This is a genomic window from Natronosporangium hydrolyticum (assembly GCF_016925615.1).
GTDB classification, from domain to species: Bacteria; Actinomycetota; Actinomycetes; order Mycobacteriales; family Micromonosporaceae; genus Natronosporangium; species Natronosporangium hydrolyticum.
Genome location: NZ_CP070499.1, coordinates 2,377,793 through 2,393,699, shown reverse-complemented (window position 1 = coordinate 2,393,699; position 15,907 = coordinate 2,377,793). Strand labels below are relative to the sequence as shown.

The following is a 15,907-nucleotide window of genomic DNA, read 5'->3' as shown; positions in this document are numbered from 1 at the left end:
CCGGTGCACCCCGCCAAGATCTGCGCTTCTGGCCCGCGCCTCGGTCCACTAGCTCATGATCGGCCAACAACCTCGACGAGACTGACCCAGGTGTCAGGCAACCAGATCGACTGGTTGGTCGGCGAGGTCAGCGGCAGCTGCACGTCGTCGAGCATCGCCGGCACGGGCCGGCGGGCCGGCGCCAGCAGCAGCCGAGCCGCCGGCCGGGGCCGGGTCGGGTCGGCCAACTGCTGCACCACGCCGAGCGCGTCGTAGCGGGCCAGCGGCGCGGCATCGGTAAGCAGCACCGGAGCCGGGGTAGCCAGCGCCTCCTCGACCGCCGGCACCACCTCATGCTGCACCAGGTCGGCGAGGCTGCGGAAGTCCGGATCGGTCGGTGGGCCGCTGTCGGCGGCGACCACCGCCTCCCACGGGTAATCCAGCGCCCGCAGCCGCTCCAGCATGATGGCGGTGACGTTCACCTCGGTCAGCGGGAACCGGCCCAGCAGCGCCCGGCGGGCGACGGCCAGCTGCCGCAGCGGGGTGAGCACCGCCAGGAAACCGGGCCGGTCCACCGCGGCGGCGAGCTTCGCGTCGGCTTCCTCGGCGTCACCCAGCCGCAGCACCGGGGTCACCGTCGAGGTCAGCCGGGTGCTGGTGTTCCCGACGCCGACGGTGGGCGGGGCGTACTCCTGTTTGGTGCTGTCCCAGGCCAGCGGCACGTCGCAGGCGGCGAGCAGCCCATCCAGATCCAGCCGGCTGGTGGGCAGCTCCTCGGCCCGGGGGAACCTGGCCCGCACCCGCGCCCGCACCTCGTCGGCGGGCAGGCGCTGGCCAACCAGGCTGCCGGCCGCCAGCCGCAGCGTCCGCGCCACCGCCATCCCCACCGGATAGAGCTGCCCCTGGGCGTTGACGTCGGCCGCGTCATTGCTCGCCGCCGCCGCCAACTGCAACAACCGGGCGTCACCGAGCGCCGGCATCGTCTCCGGGGCGGCGATGGCGCGCAGACTCTCCACCGCCCGGGCACGGGTCGGCAACGGGTCCTGCTGCGCCAACTCCTCGGCCCGCCGCCCCAGCCGAACCGCGTACGCGAGCAGGTCGGCGGCGGTGGTCTCGGCGTCCGGGTCGTCCGGCTCCCGCCCGACCAGCACGGTGGTAGCGGCCCGGTCGCCGCCGCGGATCCGGTGGGTGGCCAGCCGGGCGTCACCGCCGCGCGTCAGCTCCGCCTCGACCGCCGCCCGGACCAGGCCGAGCGTCTGCGAGGTGCCTTTGGGCTCCACCGTGAATGAGCCGCGGGCGGCCTTCAGCGCCTCCGCCAGCTCACCGGCGGACATGACCGCGCCGCGCGCGTCGAGCAGCGCCACGATCTCGTCGCGTACCTGGGTCAGGTCCGGGTTGGCCAGCCACGATTTGGCCTGCTGGCGCAGCAGCGTGGAGATCTGGGGCTGTTTCAGATCAACGAACTTTGCGGCGTCCGACTGCGACAGCCAACCGAGGAAGCTGCCGTCGCTCGCCGGCGCCTGCCCGAGCAGCACCTCGACGTTGGCCCGATGTTTCGCCCGCTCGCCGGGCAACAAGGTCGCACAGAGCGCCTCCACCCCGTACGCGGCGGTGGTGGGCTCGGCCGGTGGGGGCGGCTCGGCGGGCAGCTGCGCACGCAGCCCCCGGGCCTGCGCCAGGATCTCCTTCCGGGTGGCGTCGGGCACCCCCTTGGCGCGGGTCAGCTCGGATGGTGAGCAGGCGAGCAGCTCGCCCACCGTGTGCAGGCCGAGCCGCTCCAATGCGGACCGGGCGCGGGCGGTGAGCCCGACGTCGTCCAGGGTCGACTCTGGAGTGACCGCCGGCTCCTGCTGCGGCTCGGGCGGCGACTCCGGGATGTCCTTGAAGATCATCCGCCAGGAGTCGGCCATCTCCTCGGCGGTGTCGAACCGTGCCGCCACCTCCCGCGCCAGCGCCCGGCTGAAGAACCCGATCAGTCGGTCGGCGATCGCCGGGTCGAACGACGCCGGGTCCAGCGACACCTCTTCGCTGATCGCGGCCGGGTTGGCGCCATCGCCCCAGCGCGGCAGGGTGCCGGTCGCCATCTCATACAGCGTCACCGCGGCGGCGAACCGTTCCGCGGCGGCGTCATACCGCAGCCGCCGCGGCGGGCCAAGGAACGGGTCGAGGTAGTGCGCGGTACCAGCGGTGATCTGGTCGGCGGGGGTGGCGGCGAGCGAGAAGTCGAAGATGCACAGGTGGGGCTGCCTATCCTTTGGGCGGGGCCGCGACGCCAGGTTCGCCGGTTTGATGTCACGGTGCCAGACCCCCTCCCCCTCCAGGAAGGTGACGATATCCATCAGGTCGCGGCCGTAACGCTCCAGCAGGTCCAGCGCCAGCCGCCGGCCACCCGCCAGGTCCTCCGCCAGCGTCTGCGTGCCCGCGCTCTCCAACAGCAGGGTGGTCCGGCCGCCGATCGCGAGCGGACCGTCCACCAGTGCGGCGACCTGCCAGTGCGAACGCATGGTGCGCAGCGCCCGCGCCTCCGCCGCCAGCCGGTCGGCGTGCTGTTCGTCCCGGGCAACCTTCAGCACCAGCTCCCGGTGGGACGCCGGGCGCTCCGCCGCCGGCACCCCGGCCTCGGCCTCCGGCGGGGTCACCAGCAGCGCGGTCGCGGTCGCCCCGGAACCGAGCCGCCGCACCACCGTGAAGCCGCCATCGAGCACATCACCCTTGCGCGCCTCCAGCGGATCCACCACCGGCTCCGGGTCCGGCGCGGTCAGCTCCTCCCAGACCGCCTCCAGCCCGGCCAGAAACTCCGCGACCGTGCGCTGCCGCTGCGCCGGGTCACCGCGGGTGGCGTCGTAGACCAGCGTCGCCAGCGACACCGGGATCGCGTCCGCGACCGCCGCCAGTTGCAACCCGCTGTCCCGGACCGCCGAGGTCAGCTCCTCCGGGGTCGAGGTTGGGGCGCTACCGGCGAACATCCGGTAGGCGATCGTGCCGAGCGAGAAGACGTCGAGCTGGGCGCCGGGGGCGTCCGAGCGGTGCACGGCCTCAGGCGCCTGATAGCGGCGGGCCTCGTCGTCGAAGAACAGCTCCAACCCGGCCCCGTCAATGGACGAGCTGAGCCGGGTCACCTTCGTCGCACCGGCCAACCGGCCGCCGGCGAGCCAGTCGGTCACCACCAGCCCAGGTCGAGAAGACTCGGGGTCCTTGACGTAGATGGCCTGCGGGTGCAGCGCCCGGTGGGCCAGCCGGCGGGAATGGGCATAGTCGACGATCTCCGCCAGGTCCTGCAGCAGCTGCAGCCGCTGCGCCATGGTCAGCCGCTCGTCGTGCTGCACCAGCCACTGGTCGAAGCGGACCCACTCTTGCTTGTGGTCGAAGACGACCGCCGGCCCCCACGGGTGATCCACCAGGTCACCGGCCCGGGCGATGCCAGGGTGGTAGATGCCCTGCAGCAGCCGGAACTCCCGCTCGGCCGCCCGCCGGATCACCGGCACCTCCTCGGAGGGCGCCCGGCTGGTCAGGTAGAACCGCACCCGGCGCACCAGCGCCGTATCCATGACATGCCCAGCGAGGAAATCTTGCCAGCCCACACCCTCGGCGAAGGGACGGGGATGCAGGATGAGCTGACCCACCTTCCGCTCCGCGACCGACGGCTTGATCTTGGCCCCGCGGACCAGCTCGACGATCTGCCGGCCCAGGGCCGCATCCACCAGGTGGTCGGAGTTGCGCGGCCGGGCGAGCAGGAAATGCTTCAGGCTCGGCAAGCCCGAATCGGACTCGCGCCCATCCAGCCCATAGACATGCTGTCGACCGATCTCGTCCAGCTGGGTGGCCCGCATATCCTCGGCGTGCAGGAAAATCGCCGCCCGGACGTACGGCGCCTGCCGGTCCTTGCCCTGCTGTCGGGCGTAGTGGCGAATCAGGCCGGCGAGCCGCTTAGCCTTCCGGTTGGCCAGAATCGACGGGTTGTCGACCGGGTTGAGCCGCCCCCGCTGCATCCGGCGCACCCAATGGCTGCCGTCGCCAGCGATCTCCCCCCGCCAGTGCTTAAGCTCCAGCACATATAGCCCGCTCGGGGTGAGCACCAGCGCGTCAACCTCGTTGATCGAACCGTCGGTGCCGACAAACTCGACGTTGGCCCAAACGTGGAACGGGTCGGTGTCCGGCAGATAGGACGCCAGCTCCCGGAGACCCTGCCGCTCATGCTCGAAGTCGCTCGGGTTGATCTGCTCCCACCGCGGTGAACTCTCATCCATGAACAACGACACACGACACTGGCTGGCCTCCCGATGACCTTCCGTAACCTCTCGCTACCCCGTGACGAACCACCACACCCGATTTTTACACCACAAACTGGGCAGGTCTACCCCCGAAGGTCGACTTCGGGTCAGCCTAGCGACCGATGCCGGCCACACGAGGGGATGCCCTGGCCCGGTGCACCCCGCGGCCAGAACTGCTCCACCGGGCCGGCGCACCGCCCGGCTAGCTCCCTGGCGCAGACCACAGTGTAACGGTCGACTCTCCCAGGGTGCGGGTATGCTCGGCGGTCGAGCCACCCAAGTCGGGCCCTCACGACGCGGTCTTCCGAAGGATTCTGGGCGAACCCGCCAACGCTGCCTCCGAGCTACGAGCCGTCCGGCGGCGAAGCGTTCCTCTACGTGCTGGTCGAGCACCAGAGCAGCACCGACCAGTTGATGGCCGTTTCGCGAAGCTTGCAAGCGAAACCGATGGTGCTGGCGGATGCTGCAGTACATGGTCCGGATCTGGGATTACTACCTGCGCGAGCACCCCAACGCCACCCGGCTGCCGGCGGTTATCCCGCTGGTGGTGCATCACGACCGGCGCCGGTGGACCGGCCCCACCCAGCTGCGTGACCTGGTGCAGCTGGACCCGGACACCGCCGAAGCGGCCAGAGAGTTCCTGCCCGAGTTCCGCTTCCTGCTCGACGACCTGGCCCGCATCGACGAGCAGGCACTGCGCCGCCGACCGCTGACCCCACCGGTCCGGGTCACGCTACTGCTGTTGAAGATAGCGGCGGGTAACCCTCGGCTGGCGGAAGATCTGCAACCCTGGGTGGAGGAGTTGCGGGAGGTGTTAGCCAGGCCCGGCGGGCTCGACGAGTTCACCCCCATGCTGCGATACATTGAGGTGGTGGGCGAGGCACCCGCTGAGCAGGTACACAAGTTGATCAGCCAGCTAGGTCCGCAGGCAGAGGAGGCATACATGACCACCGCGGAGATGCTCCGCGCCGAAGGCGAAGCCCGAGGCGAAGCCCGAGGCCGCGCCGAAGGCGAAGCTCGAGGCCGCGCCGCGATGCTTGTAGAGCTGCTGACCCCCAAGTTCGGCCCGATCCCACCCGACGTGTCCCATGCCTTCTACACCGCTTCCCCCGAGCAGCTCCGCGAGTGGGCCGCACGCGCTCTCACCGCCGAAACCCTCGACCAGGTCCTAGACCCGAGCTGAGCCGACCGCGTCCGAGTCTCGGCGATCCGCCGGCCGACTAGATGCAGAGGTGCATGGGCTACGGCGCACGTCTTGGTCGCCTCAGACGTCGAACAGTCTTGCCTGCCCACCCCGAAGATCGACTTCGGGTCAGGTTGGTCGTGACCAATGCCGGCGACACGGAGTCAGGACAGGTCATCGGCGACTACAGCCGGTACGGTCCGCAGCTGTACCCAGTCGCCCTCGGCGGCGAGCAGCAGGCTCCTGAGCTGCCCCTTGCCTTCGACCTTGACCAGGTCGACGAGGCAGGCGCACTCTGCCAGCTCCCGCTGCTGCGTCCAGCAGAAGAGGATGCCGGTGAGCTGCAGGCCACGCGCGGCGACCGTGAGCTGCTCATCCACGATCGGAAGCGGCACCCGACTGGAGATCTCGTAGGCGAACTGTCTCGCAAGTTGGTTTGCTTCGAAGATGCCGACCATGTGCGCCACCAGGCGGCCAATCCCACCGTGCAGCAGGGTCCTGCCGTCGAGGATCTCGCGTGCCACGTATGCCAGCGCCGTGCAGTTGCGTCCCCTCCAGCGGCGGGTCATTCGCGCCCATGTCTGCTCGCTGACATACTCCATGGCCCGATCGGGGACAGCGGTGAGCGCACCCTCCCGCAAGAGGATCACGCTCGCTGCCGCCGCCTGCTGAAGCTGCCGCTCCTCCGCCCGCCGAGCAGGTCGCCGACCTTGCGGGGCCTGTTCGGGTCGACGGCGAGGCCCTTGGCGCGCCGTCGCCGAGCGGGACCGAGGGCGAGTGGGTTGCCGCGGACGCAACTTCTTCGGGATCCACTCAGGCTGTCCGAGGTGACATCGGCAACGCTGTCCCGCCCGCGAAACGGGCTGCCGGCACGGCTTGTCCGCTGTCGTCGCCGCCCTGCATTTCGGGCCGCTCCGCCGCCGCTTGGCCATAGTCGAACTTAACTTTTTGCATGCGACCCGGTCACAGGATAGGAGTGACAGATCTTGGACACTGCGGACGGGATCCTCCATCAACACCATCGCCCACGCCCGAGAGGAGTGCGGCAGCGCCGCCGCCACCGATCAGCCACACCCGATCGTCAAACCGTTCGTTCCCCCGCCCGACTATTCGGTCGCGGCGAGGTGTTTGTGAATCATACGCACCGCCATCGCCCCCTCCCCCACGGCCGAGGCCAGCCGTCTGACCGATCCGCTTCGGACGTCTCCGACCGCGAGTACGCCCGGCGCGCTGGTCTCCAGTACGTCGCGGGCCGACCAGCCCGGCCGGCCGGCTGCGGCCGAGAGCTGCTGGCCGGTGAGTACGTAGCCCTGGTCGTCCAGCTCCAGACAGCCCTGCAACCAGCCGGTGTGGGGCTCGGCTCCAATAAAGACGAACAACCGGGTCGCCGGCACCCGGGAACGCTCGCCGGTATCGTGGTTCTCGGCTACGACCGCTCGCAGGACGCCGTCGTCCCCGTCCAGCTCGCGTACCGTGGTGTCGAGCATCACGTCGATCGAAGGGCTCCGCTTGACTTCCTCGACCAGGTAGCGGGACATGTCCCGGCCCAGGTCGTGGTGCCGCACCAGGAGGCGGACCGACCGCGTGTAACGGGAGAGGAAGATCGCGGCCTGGCCGGCCGAGTTACCTCCGCCGACCACTACCACCGGCTCCTGGTGACAGAGGCGGCCCTCCATCAGCGTAGCAGCATAGTAGACACTCGTACCCTCGTACTGCTCCAGGTCTGGCAGGTCGAGCTTGCGGTACCGGGCGCCGGTGGCGACCACGACGGTACGGGTACGCAGCTGACTTCCGTCGTCGAGGCTAACGATGTGATACCCCTCGTCCAGCGTCAGCGCGGTTGCCTCCACCGGCACCCGGATGGCCGCGCCGAATCGCCGGGCCTGCACTACCGCACGATCCGCCAGCTCCGCTCCGGAGATACCGGCCGGGAAGCCGAGGAAGTTCTCGATCCGGGCCGAGGCGCCCGCCTGGCCACCGGTGGCCACCGCGTCCAATACCACCGTTGCCAGCCCTTCTGAGGCGCCGTAAACCGCGGCGCCGAGACCGCCCGGGCCCGCGCCTACTACCACCAAGTCCTGGACCTCGCGGGCTGGCTGCGCCGGATCGGCAGGTGGCAGGCCGAGCGCCTGCGCCAGTTCGGCGTTGCTGGGGTCGCGCAGGACCCCGGCACCGCGGATGATCACGACCGGGGTTTCCGCCGGCGAAACCCCGAGCTGCTGGATCAGCTGCTCGGCGTGGCGATCCTCCTCGAGGTCGACCACGGTGTGCGGCAGCCGGTTGCGGGCGGCGAAGTCACGCAACCGGCGGGTGCCGGCCGAGAATCGCGACCCGATGATCCGGATACCGGTGAGCTGGTCGATCGACAACTCCCGGCGGGCCATGAAGGCACGCAGAATCAGGTCGCCGAGCCGGGGGTCCCGGGATACCGCACCCCGCAGGCCTGGCACCGGCACCGCCAAGACTTCGCCGGGTTGGGCTACCACCGCCGAGGTCAACGCCGGCTGCCCGGTCAGCAGCCCCAGCTCGTCGAGGAACCGTCCCGGACCGTGCCTGCGGAGCAGACGCTGCTCGGCGGTGCCGTACCCCTCGTAGATTGCGGCGATACCGGAGAGCACCACCAGGAAGTCGCGGTCACGGTCGCCTTCGCTGACGAGCACCTCGCCGGGCTGGGTGCGGCGCCGCCGCCCATACTGGTGCAGCAGGTCGAGCTGCTCCCGGCCGAGCCGGGGGAATGCCCCATGGGCGTCGGCAGTCTCGATCAACAGCGAGCCGGCGGTCACGGCCGGCTCCGCTCGTCCCGAGCTAGTCCCAGGTTCTCCTCCACCCACCCGCGGAGCTGGTCGGCCGGAGCCGCACCGGCTCGGCGGGCGACCACCTCCCCATCCTTCACGATCATCAACGTGGGTACGGCCTGTATCGCGAACCGCTGTGACAGCTGCTGCGCCGTGTCAACGTCGACCTTGACCAGCTTGACCGCCCCGGACAGGTCCTGCGCCACCCGCTCCAGCGCCGGGCTCACCATCCGGCAGGGCCCGCACCAGGCCGCCCAGAAGTCGACGATCGCTGGTACCCCAGACTGCTCGACCACCTCGGCGAACGTGTCGTCGTCAGCCTCAGCGAACCACGGCAGCGGCGTATGGCACTTGCCGCAGCTCGGGCTGCCCGCTCCGTGCGGCGGCACCCGGTTCGCGCTCCCACAGGCCGGGCACCTGACGATCTGGTTGGCCATGATCTTCTCCCCGCATCGGATCAGCCGGTGGCTGCTGCCGCCGCCTCGCTTACGTCCAAGGTTCAGCGTCTTGCTGGCTCGGGTTACCCGGCCTCACCCTGCCGGGCTGACCGGGTGATCAGTACCGGTGGGCTAGAGCAGGAGGTTGAAGATTTCGAACGCCTGCTCCCAGGCCTGGGTGTTCGGATTCTTCAGTGCTGGGTCGATGATCTTGAAAGTGCGAGCGAGCGCCAGGCTGAGCCCTCCGACCAACTGGGGTAGGCCGTCCAGGGTTTCCTCGGCCAAACCCCGGTCCAGTGGCGGCAGGATGAGCACCTGCTCCAGCAGCGGCGCCAGGTCGAGCTCCTGGTCGAGCTCCCGGAATGCGTGGACACTCTCCTGGAGCCCTTTGGTGACGGGTATGTCGCGCGGGAGGATGATGTCGCGCCCGTTCGCCTTCGCGGTGCCCTGCGCGATGAGCATCAGGTCGTATATCTTCTGGTTGACGAAGTCCTGATAGCGCTTGATGTCGCTCTTGTCGACATCAAGGCTCGCCGCGAGCCGGAAGAATCTTTCAAACCTAGCCACGCTCATGACCGGCATGGTCGTCTCCTTGCCTGCGGTTGGTGATGGCCGCGCGACCGCCAGGAACACGTGCGCAGATCCTGCTCGCCTGCCGCCACTCGCCTTCCCACCATGGTCGAGAGCAGGGTGAGGCGACCTCATCCTGCCAAGCTGAACGACCGCACACGCTGATGTTCTCAAGTCTAGCTACGCTGAGCATTCTGGTGACTGCGAGTGGTAACTTTGACGGCGTTGCTGACTCGCAGTGGCGAGCTGCACATGGTGATGTGGTCCCGGGTTGCTGGCAGCTCATGGCGCCGTCCGATCGCGGTTGCGCCCGTTCCGCGTCAGCTTTTCGTTAGCCCGCCCGGCTAAGGGGGTCGAGCTGGGGTGATCGGGTCTGAACCGCAGGCAACCACTGGGGGCATTCCACCGCCAGCGGCCCAGTCGAGGGTTCCCGAGCTGCCCGACGGTTTTGTCGACAGACCACGGCTGCGCGGGCTGCTCGATGCCGGCGCGCAGCGCCCGGTTACGTTAGTGGCCGCTCCGGCGGGTTGGGGCAAGACAGTGCTCCTCAGCTCCTGGGCTCGGGCCGGCAGCGAGTCGGTCTGCTGGCTGTCGATCGAACCCGGCGACGACCGATGGTTCTGGTCCTATCTGAGCTCGACCTTGAGTGCGCGCGGAGGGCTCGTACCGGACGGATCCCACCGGCCACCGGTGAGCGGCCTGCCGCTGGCCACACTTGTTGACTTGCTGAGCCAGCTTCCCGAGCCGCTGGTGTTGGTGCTCGACAACGTCGACTGCCTCCACGACCGGCGGGTTCTGCACAATGTCGAGGTTCTGCTGCGTTACGCAAGCGCCCGGTTGCGGCTGGTACTGGGAGCCCGCGCGGAGCCGGTGTTGCAGCTTCACCGCTGGCGGCTTTCCGGGGAGCTGACCGAGTTGCGGATGCCCGAACTGAGGTTCACCGCGACCGAGGCCGCGGAGCTCATGGCGCACCAAGGGCTGTCCATGCCCGACACCCGCGTAGCCGCGCTCGCGGATCACCTGGAGGGCTGGCCAGCAGGGCTGCGACTCGCCTCGCTTTCAATGCGGCAGCGTGTCGACCTTGCCGGGGCCACCGGGTTCGGCGGCGATGACCAGCGGGTCGGCGACTACTTGAGCGACGAGGTCCTCGCGACACAGCCGGCCGACATTCGCGATGCGATGGTGAGTGCCTCGATCCTGGAGTGGCTCTGCGGTGACCTCGTTGACGCGCTCACTGGCCGCGACGATGGCGAAAACATGCTGTCCGTACTGTTGCACACCAATGCGTTCGTGATTCCGCGAGCCACCCACCCGCCGACCTACCGGTTCCACCGCACCTTCGGGGAGTTCTTGTCAGGTGAACTGCGCCGCCACGGCGCTAGCTTCGGCGCCGAGCTGCACCACCGCGCGGCGGGGTGGTTGGCGGGCAACGGCCTCCCCGATCACGCGCTGCCGCACATGCTGGCAGCCGACGACTGGCCGGGCGCGGTCGACTTGTTTCTCACCCATTGGCGGGAGCTGGTGTGCCGGGTTCAGCACCCGGGCGGCGGAACGCTCGCACGACCGCCGCCGGCCGCGGCCGTCCAGTCCGATCCGGAGCTGGCGCTGGGGTACGCGGCGGAGTGCCTGCGAGTTCGCGAGCTGGAAGCTGCCGACGGCTACCTCCAGATCGCCGGTCGGCAGCAGCCGCTCATGGCGGGTGACCGGCGGGACCGGTTCGCGATCATGGCCGCCGCGCTGCGGTTGGCTCGTACCCAGCTCGGCGGTAGCCCGGCACGGCTGATGTCGGCCGCCGCTGAATTGCTCGCGCTGGTCCGCCCGGCCGACACCGACACCTCCCCGGCCGACGTCGGCGCCCGCGCGGTCGCGCTCGCTGCGCTGGGCCGTGCCCAGCTGGACGCCGGCGAGCTCGATCTGGCCGAGGCGAGCCTGACCATGGCAATGGCCAGCGCGGAGCGGGCGAGGCTGAGCTGCCTACCCGCGCTCTGCTCAAGCCGGCTGGCGCTGGTACGGGCACTTCGCGGCGAGCTGGTGGCCGCAGCTGGCACCGCCCGTGTCGCCTTAGAACTGCCACCATGCCCCGGCCAGCCTGAGGGGGTCCACTGCGCCGCCGCCTACCTCGCTACGGCGATTGTGGACATCCATCAAGACCGACCTGCTGAGGCGGAGCCACACCTGGAGGCGGCGGCGAGCCTGTGCGACCCGGAGATCGAGCCGGAGCTGGCGGCGATTGTCGCCGCCGTCCGCGGGCAGCTGTGCCAGCAGCGGGGTGACCTGGCGGCGGCCTACGCAGCGGTGCTGGCCGGGCGCCGGGTGCTCACCGAGCGCCCGTTGTCGCCCCACGTGCGGCACCGGCTCGCGATCACCGAGGCCGAGGTGCGTACCGCGCACGGCGACACCGGCGCGGTCCAGCAACTGTTGGAACCACTGCTGCCAGTAACCGGATCGACGCAGGTCGAGCTCCGGGTCGCTATCGCACGCTCGTACCTCAACGACGGCGACCCGGGCAGAGCCACCAGCATCCTACCGGTCTGGGACGGCGAGCAGGCGGAGACAACGCCGCTGCCGGTCCGCATTGAGGCCGGTCTCATCCACGCGCTCGCCGCCCGGCAACACGGAGACCGGCAGCGATGCTCGTGGGTGCTGGAAGCAGTACTGCGGTTGGCCGAGCCGGAGGGCTTCCGACGGGCCTTCACCAGCGCCGGACCCGACACCCGAGCGCTGCTCGCCGGCCACCTGGACTCCGGAACGGCCTACTGGTCGATGGTCAGTGAACTGCTGGCGGCGAGCCAGCCGCCAGAAGACCAGCCTGGGGACTTCCCTGCGCTGGATGAGCCGCTGACCCAGCGCGAGCTCACCGTGTTGCGGTATCTGCAGAGCATCCTGTCAACCGGCGAGATCGCCCGAGAGCTGCATCTTTCCATCAACACGGTCAAGACTCACCTGCGCAACATCTACCGCAAGCTGGGCACCACCCGCCGGCGGGAGGCGGTCCGCCGGGCCCGCGATCTGCGACTGCTGTGACCTGCCTGCTCGCCAACGTTTTCACCCAGGTGGGGTGAGCCCTGTTCACCCCGGCCAGGCGGACAAAGGAAGCAACAGGTACGAGGTTGAGAAGGGACTGATGAGTCATGACACTTCCCACGGTCCGGTCCAGGCCACCTTCCACGACCGCTATCGCCCGCCGGTGGGACCCTTTCTCGGAGCTTGAGGGCCTATACGACCAGATGGGGCAGCTAATGCGCAGCGTAGTCGGCGAGGTACCGACCACCGCGGCCGCGGACATCGAGGAGACCGACGACGAGTTCGTCGTCGAGCTCGACCTGCCGGGGGTGAATCGCGAGGACATCGACGTCGAGGTCCGCCAGAACCAACTACGGGTCACCGGTGAAATCAAGGAGCGGGAACGCACCGGACTACTACGCCGCCAGAGCCGGCCCGTGGGGCGGTTCGATTACCTCGTCGCCGTCCCAGGCGAGATCGACCCAGACAAGCTCGACGCCACGTTGACCAACGGTGTGCTGACCGTAAGGCTCGGCAAGGCCGCCCGCAACCAGCCGCGTCACATCGAGGTCAAGGGCTGACCAGGGCGCGGACGACGAGCGATGGCTAAGGCAGTCGAAATCGACCTGGGCACCCGGAAAGGCTCACCTGAGCCCGTCCGGCTCGACCGACTGCCGTAGCCGCCGCTCGACCGGCAGATCGTGGCCGGCATCACCGACCGTCCCGTTCCGAGCCAACGTCCCGTTCCGAGCCAAGGAGCCCCAGATGAACCACATCATCAACGTAGCGGTCATCTACTACTCGGCCACCGGCAGCGTGCATCGGCTGGCTGAGGCAGTCGCCGAGGGCGCCGGCAAAGCTGGTGCAGAGATACGGATGCACCGGGTCCCCGAACTGGCGCCGGCCAGCGCCATCGCCGCCAACCCCGACTGGCGGGCGTACGTTGAAAGCACACCCGACGCCGAGCCGGCAACCCTCGACGACCTCGTTTGGGCAAACGCGTACGCCTTCGGCACCCCGACCCGGTTCGGCATGGTCAGCGCCCAGCTCAAGCAATTCTTAGACCAGACCGGTGGGTTGTGGCGCGAGGGCACCCTGGCCGACAAACCAGTCACCGCCTTCACCTCTGCCATCAACCCGCACGGTGGCCTGGAGACCACCATTGTCTCCCTCTACAACGTATTCTTCCACTGGGGATCGATCATCGTCCCGCCTGGCTTCACTGACCCGACGGTGTATGCCGCAGGCGGCAACCCATATGGCGTCTCCTGGCCCACCGGCGTCCCCGGCAACCCACCCGACGAGAACGCGCTCGCTGCCGCCGAACATCAGGGCCGCCGATTGGCAGAGATTACCCGGCGACTCGCTTGACATGCAAGCGGCTACTTGCCTAATGTGAGACGCGTGGTCGACGTCTTCAAAGCCCTGGCCGACCCGACCCGCCGGACGATCCTGGATGAGCTGACCGCCCGCGACGGACAGACGCTCTTCGAGATCTGCGGCCGGCTGGCGACCAACCATGGGCTCGGATCGTCGCGCCAGGCGATCTCGCAACACCTGGACCTCCTCGAGGCCGCCGGCCTGGTGGAGACCAGACGCGAGGGCCGATACAAGTTCCACTACCTCAACACCGGGCCGCTCGTACCAATCATCCAACGGTGGCTCGATCCGTCCGAGAGCGACGGTCGCCCGACAGGAGAGGCAGAGTCATGAGGATTCATCTCACGAGCGTGCTCGTTGACGACCAGGCGAAGGCGGAGCAGTTCTACACCGAGGTGCTGGGCTTCGTGAAGAAGTACGACGTGCCGGCCGGCGGCGCCCGGTGGCTGACCGTGGTTTCTCCGCAGGATCCGGACGGCACCGAGCTGTTGCTCGAACCCGCCGGCCACCCGGCGGTGGCACCCTTCAAGGATGCGCTGGTCGCCGACGGCATCCCCTACACCCAATTCGCCGTCGAGGATGTCCAGGCAGAGTACGAGCGGCTGAGCGCCCTCGGCGTCCACTTTACCCAGCCGCCCACCGAGATGGGGCCGGTGACCACCGCGGTCTTCGACGACACCTGCGGCAACCTGATCCAGATCGCTACCCAGCCAAGCTTGTAGGAAGGCGCCCGACCCCCGAGTCCGCGAACCATCCCGAGGGCGTCACCGCGCCGGGGAGTCCACACCGAGCTCCACGTCGAGTCGCGGCCGGGGATCTAGACCGACCACCCGGGCCAGCATAGCCGGCAGAAACGTGGGATGGATGACGCCCAACTCGACCCGCTCCCCCGGCAGCGGCAGCAGCAACGCGGCACCATCGCCGAGGGCGCGAGAACTCGGGTTGGAACTCGATGGCGGTCACTGTCCGAACTCCGGATCAGGGCGGAAGTCGGCAACCATGGCCGCGAACATGTCGGCAACCTCTGGATACTCCAGCGAGGCCATGGAGGCCGTGAGGGTGTAGCCGAGGCGACCAACCACCAACGTCCGCTGCTCCATGGTCACCGAGGCGGCGTGGCCGTCGGTCTCCGGCCGGTGATGGGCGACCAGCCGCCGGGCCCGATAGCCCGCCACCTCGATCTCCTCCACGTCCACGAGCAGGAACTCGTTGAGCCCGTAGCGCATCAACGCCAGGGCTTCTTCCTGCCAGGTGGTCAAGTCAGGCGTTGCCAGTTGCTCCAGGGTCACCACGAGGTTGGTACGAAACCAGCCCGCTCCACGGTCGGGCGCAACCGCGATCAGGGCCACACCTGCCACGTCCGTCGCGGTCTCCCACCCTTCGGGCAGCGACAGCGTGAAGCCCGCATTGGGGTGCTGGTAGGCCTTCATGGTCGGGTTCACGATCCCGCCTCCCGCTCTGCGAGCTCCGCCCAACGGACGCTAAACCGGGCTACTGTCTTCCAAGCCTGGGTGACCACCCCGGGGGCCTCGTCGGCTAACCGGTTCGCGCTGCCGGCCCAAAGCCCAACCAGCGCGCTGACCGCCGTACTATGTCCGGGCCCATTGATAGGTTCGGGCCGCGAGTTGCCGAGCACCCGGGCGGCCAGCCGGTCACCGATTTCCGGCATTTCTCGGAGGTCCTCATCAGTAAGTCGGCGGTACCAGCGTGGGCCCCACCAGCGCCGAGGTAGGAACATCGTCACAAAACCGATCGGCGTAAGCAGCAGTCCAGCAAGGATAAAGGGGGTGCCGAGAACCGTCCCGACCGGTTCCGGGATGAGCTGACCTAGCCCAGCCCCGAAGAACATTAGCGCAGCCGGTGGGGCGAGGCAGCGGATCACCGTGTCCAACATGATCTCGCCCGCCCAGCGTCGCCAGCGACCGGTCCAGCATCGCCACAGCACCCACAGCAGGCCGCCATTCAACGCTGTGAGGCCGAGCCCAAGGCCGAACTCGCTTGTCTCCATTCGCCACTACCCTCCGAGCCAGCCTTTGACGGTGCTGGCAGCGCCCGACACCGCGCCTTTGGCGCCATTGTAGGCATTGGTAACGCCTTCAATCCCGGCATTGGCCAACGCACCTTCGGCCTCGGAGCCGAGCCAGCCACCGGCCGCGCCGCCGATGATACCGCCGGCCACGGCACCGATCGCGGTACCCGGGCCGGGGAAGACCGAACCGATCGCGGCGCCGACCACCGCCCCACCCTTGGCCCCGGCCCACGCGCCGGCAGCGGCCCCGCCGGCGCCCG

Annotated in this window: 14 protein-coding genes; 6 read left to right on the top strand and 8 right to left on the bottom strand. The window is 69.1% G+C overall.

Features of this window, described 5'->3' with window-relative positions:
• Positions 1-53 precede the first annotated feature (53 nt).
• On the bottom strand, positions 54-4,238 hold the full coding sequence (gene pglW, locus JQS43_RS10635; RefSeq protein ID WP_239678908.1) for a BREX system serine/threonine kinase PglW: 4,185 nt from the start codon (positions 4,236-4,238) through the stop codon (positions 54-56).
• Positions 4,239-4,710: 472 nt separating this feature from the next.
• On the opposite strand from pglW, the gene JQS43_RS10630 reads away from it, so the two are divergent.
• Entirely contained in the window at positions 4,711-5,433 is a 723-nt protein-coding gene (locus tag JQS43_RS10630; RefSeq protein ID WP_239678907.1) for an Rpn family recombination-promoting nuclease/putative transposase, read from the top strand.
• 164 nt (positions 5,434-5,597) lie between these two features.
• On the opposite strand, the gene JQS43_RS10625 is transcribed toward JQS43_RS10630, so the two are convergent.
• From JQS43_RS10625 to JQS43_RS10610, 4 genes are all read right to left on the bottom strand, one after another.
• Positions 5,598-6,083: a hypothetical protein gene (locus tag JQS43_RS10625; protein WP_239678906.1), complete on the bottom strand. Its 486-nt coding sequence runs from the start codon at positions 6,081-6,083 to the stop codon at positions 5,598-5,600.
• Positions 6,084-6,539: 456 nt separating this feature from the next.
• Entirely contained in the window at positions 6,540-8,216 is a 1,677-nt protein-coding gene (locus JQS43_RS10620; RefSeq protein WP_239678905.1) for an FAD-dependent oxidoreductase, read from the bottom strand.
• A complete protein-coding gene (gene trxA, locus JQS43_RS10615) occupies positions 8,213-8,665 on the bottom strand; it encodes a thioredoxin (protein ID WP_239678904.1) in 453 nt (150 codons plus the stop codon). The genes JQS43_RS10620 and trxA overlap by 4 nt, the downstream gene beginning before the upstream one ends.
• A 132-nt stretch (positions 8,666-8,797) precedes the next feature.
• Positions 8,798-9,298 carry a DUF1931 family protein gene (locus JQS43_RS10610; RefSeq protein WP_239678903.1) on the bottom strand — a complete coding sequence of 167 codons (501 nt, stop codon included), beginning with the start codon at positions 9,296-9,298 and terminating at the stop codon, positions 8,798-8,800.
• 660 nt (positions 9,299-9,958) lie between these two features.
• Between JQS43_RS10610 and JQS43_RS10605 the strand changes: the two genes are divergently transcribed.
• From JQS43_RS10605 to JQS43_RS10585, 5 genes are all read left to right on the top strand, one after another.
• The gene (locus tag JQS43_RS10605) at positions 9,959-12,259 is read left to right on the top strand and encodes a winged helix-turn-helix domain-containing protein (RefSeq protein WP_239678902.1); all 2,301 of its coding nucleotides are present in this window, start codon (positions 9,959-9,961) and stop codon (positions 12,257-12,259) included.
• Between the two features lie 215 nt (positions 12,260-12,474).
• Positions 12,475-12,819 (top strand): Hsp20/alpha crystallin family protein, encoded by a 345-nt coding sequence (locus JQS43_RS10600; RefSeq protein ID WP_239678901.1) that lies wholly within the window; start codon positions 12,475-12,477, stop codon positions 12,817-12,819.
• Between the two features lie 184 nt (positions 12,820-13,003).
• The gene (gene wrbA, locus JQS43_RS10595) at positions 13,004-13,609 is read left to right on the top strand and encodes an NAD(P)H:quinone oxidoreductase (RefSeq protein ID WP_239678900.1); all 606 of its coding nucleotides are present in this window, start codon (positions 13,004-13,006) and stop codon (positions 13,607-13,609) included.
• Between the two features lie 33 nt (positions 13,610-13,642).
• On the top strand, positions 13,643-13,951 hold the full coding sequence (locus JQS43_RS10590) for an ArsR/SmtB family transcription factor (RefSeq protein WP_239678899.1): 309 nt from the start codon (positions 13,643-13,645) through the stop codon (positions 13,949-13,951).
• Positions 13,948-14,340 carry a VOC family protein gene (locus JQS43_RS10585; RefSeq protein WP_239678898.1) on the top strand — a complete coding sequence of 131 codons (393 nt, stop codon included), beginning with the start codon at positions 13,948-13,950 and terminating at the stop codon, positions 14,338-14,340. Before JQS43_RS10590 ends, JQS43_RS10585 begins: the two co-directional genes overlap by 4 nt.
• 42 nt (positions 14,341-14,382) lie before the next feature.
• On the opposite strand, the gene JQS43_RS10580 is transcribed toward JQS43_RS10585, so the two are convergent.
• From JQS43_RS10580 to JQS43_RS10570, 3 genes are all read right to left on the bottom strand, one after another.
• Entirely contained in the window at positions 14,383-14,526 is a 144-nt protein-coding gene (locus JQS43_RS10580; RefSeq protein ID WP_239678897.1) for a hypothetical protein, read from the bottom strand.
• A gap of 51 nt (positions 14,527-14,577) precedes the next feature.
• Positions 14,578-15,060: a DUF1795 domain-containing protein gene (locus tag JQS43_RS10575; protein WP_239678896.1), complete on the bottom strand. Its 483-nt coding sequence runs from the start codon at positions 15,058-15,060 to the stop codon at positions 14,578-14,580.
• Positions 15,061-15,632: 572 nt separating this feature from the next.
• Positions 15,633-15,854, bottom strand: coding sequence for a hypothetical protein (locus tag JQS43_RS10570; protein ID WP_239678895.1), 222 nt, complete (start codon positions 15,852-15,854; stop codon positions 15,633-15,635).
• Positions 15,855-15,907 lie beyond the last annotated feature (53 nt).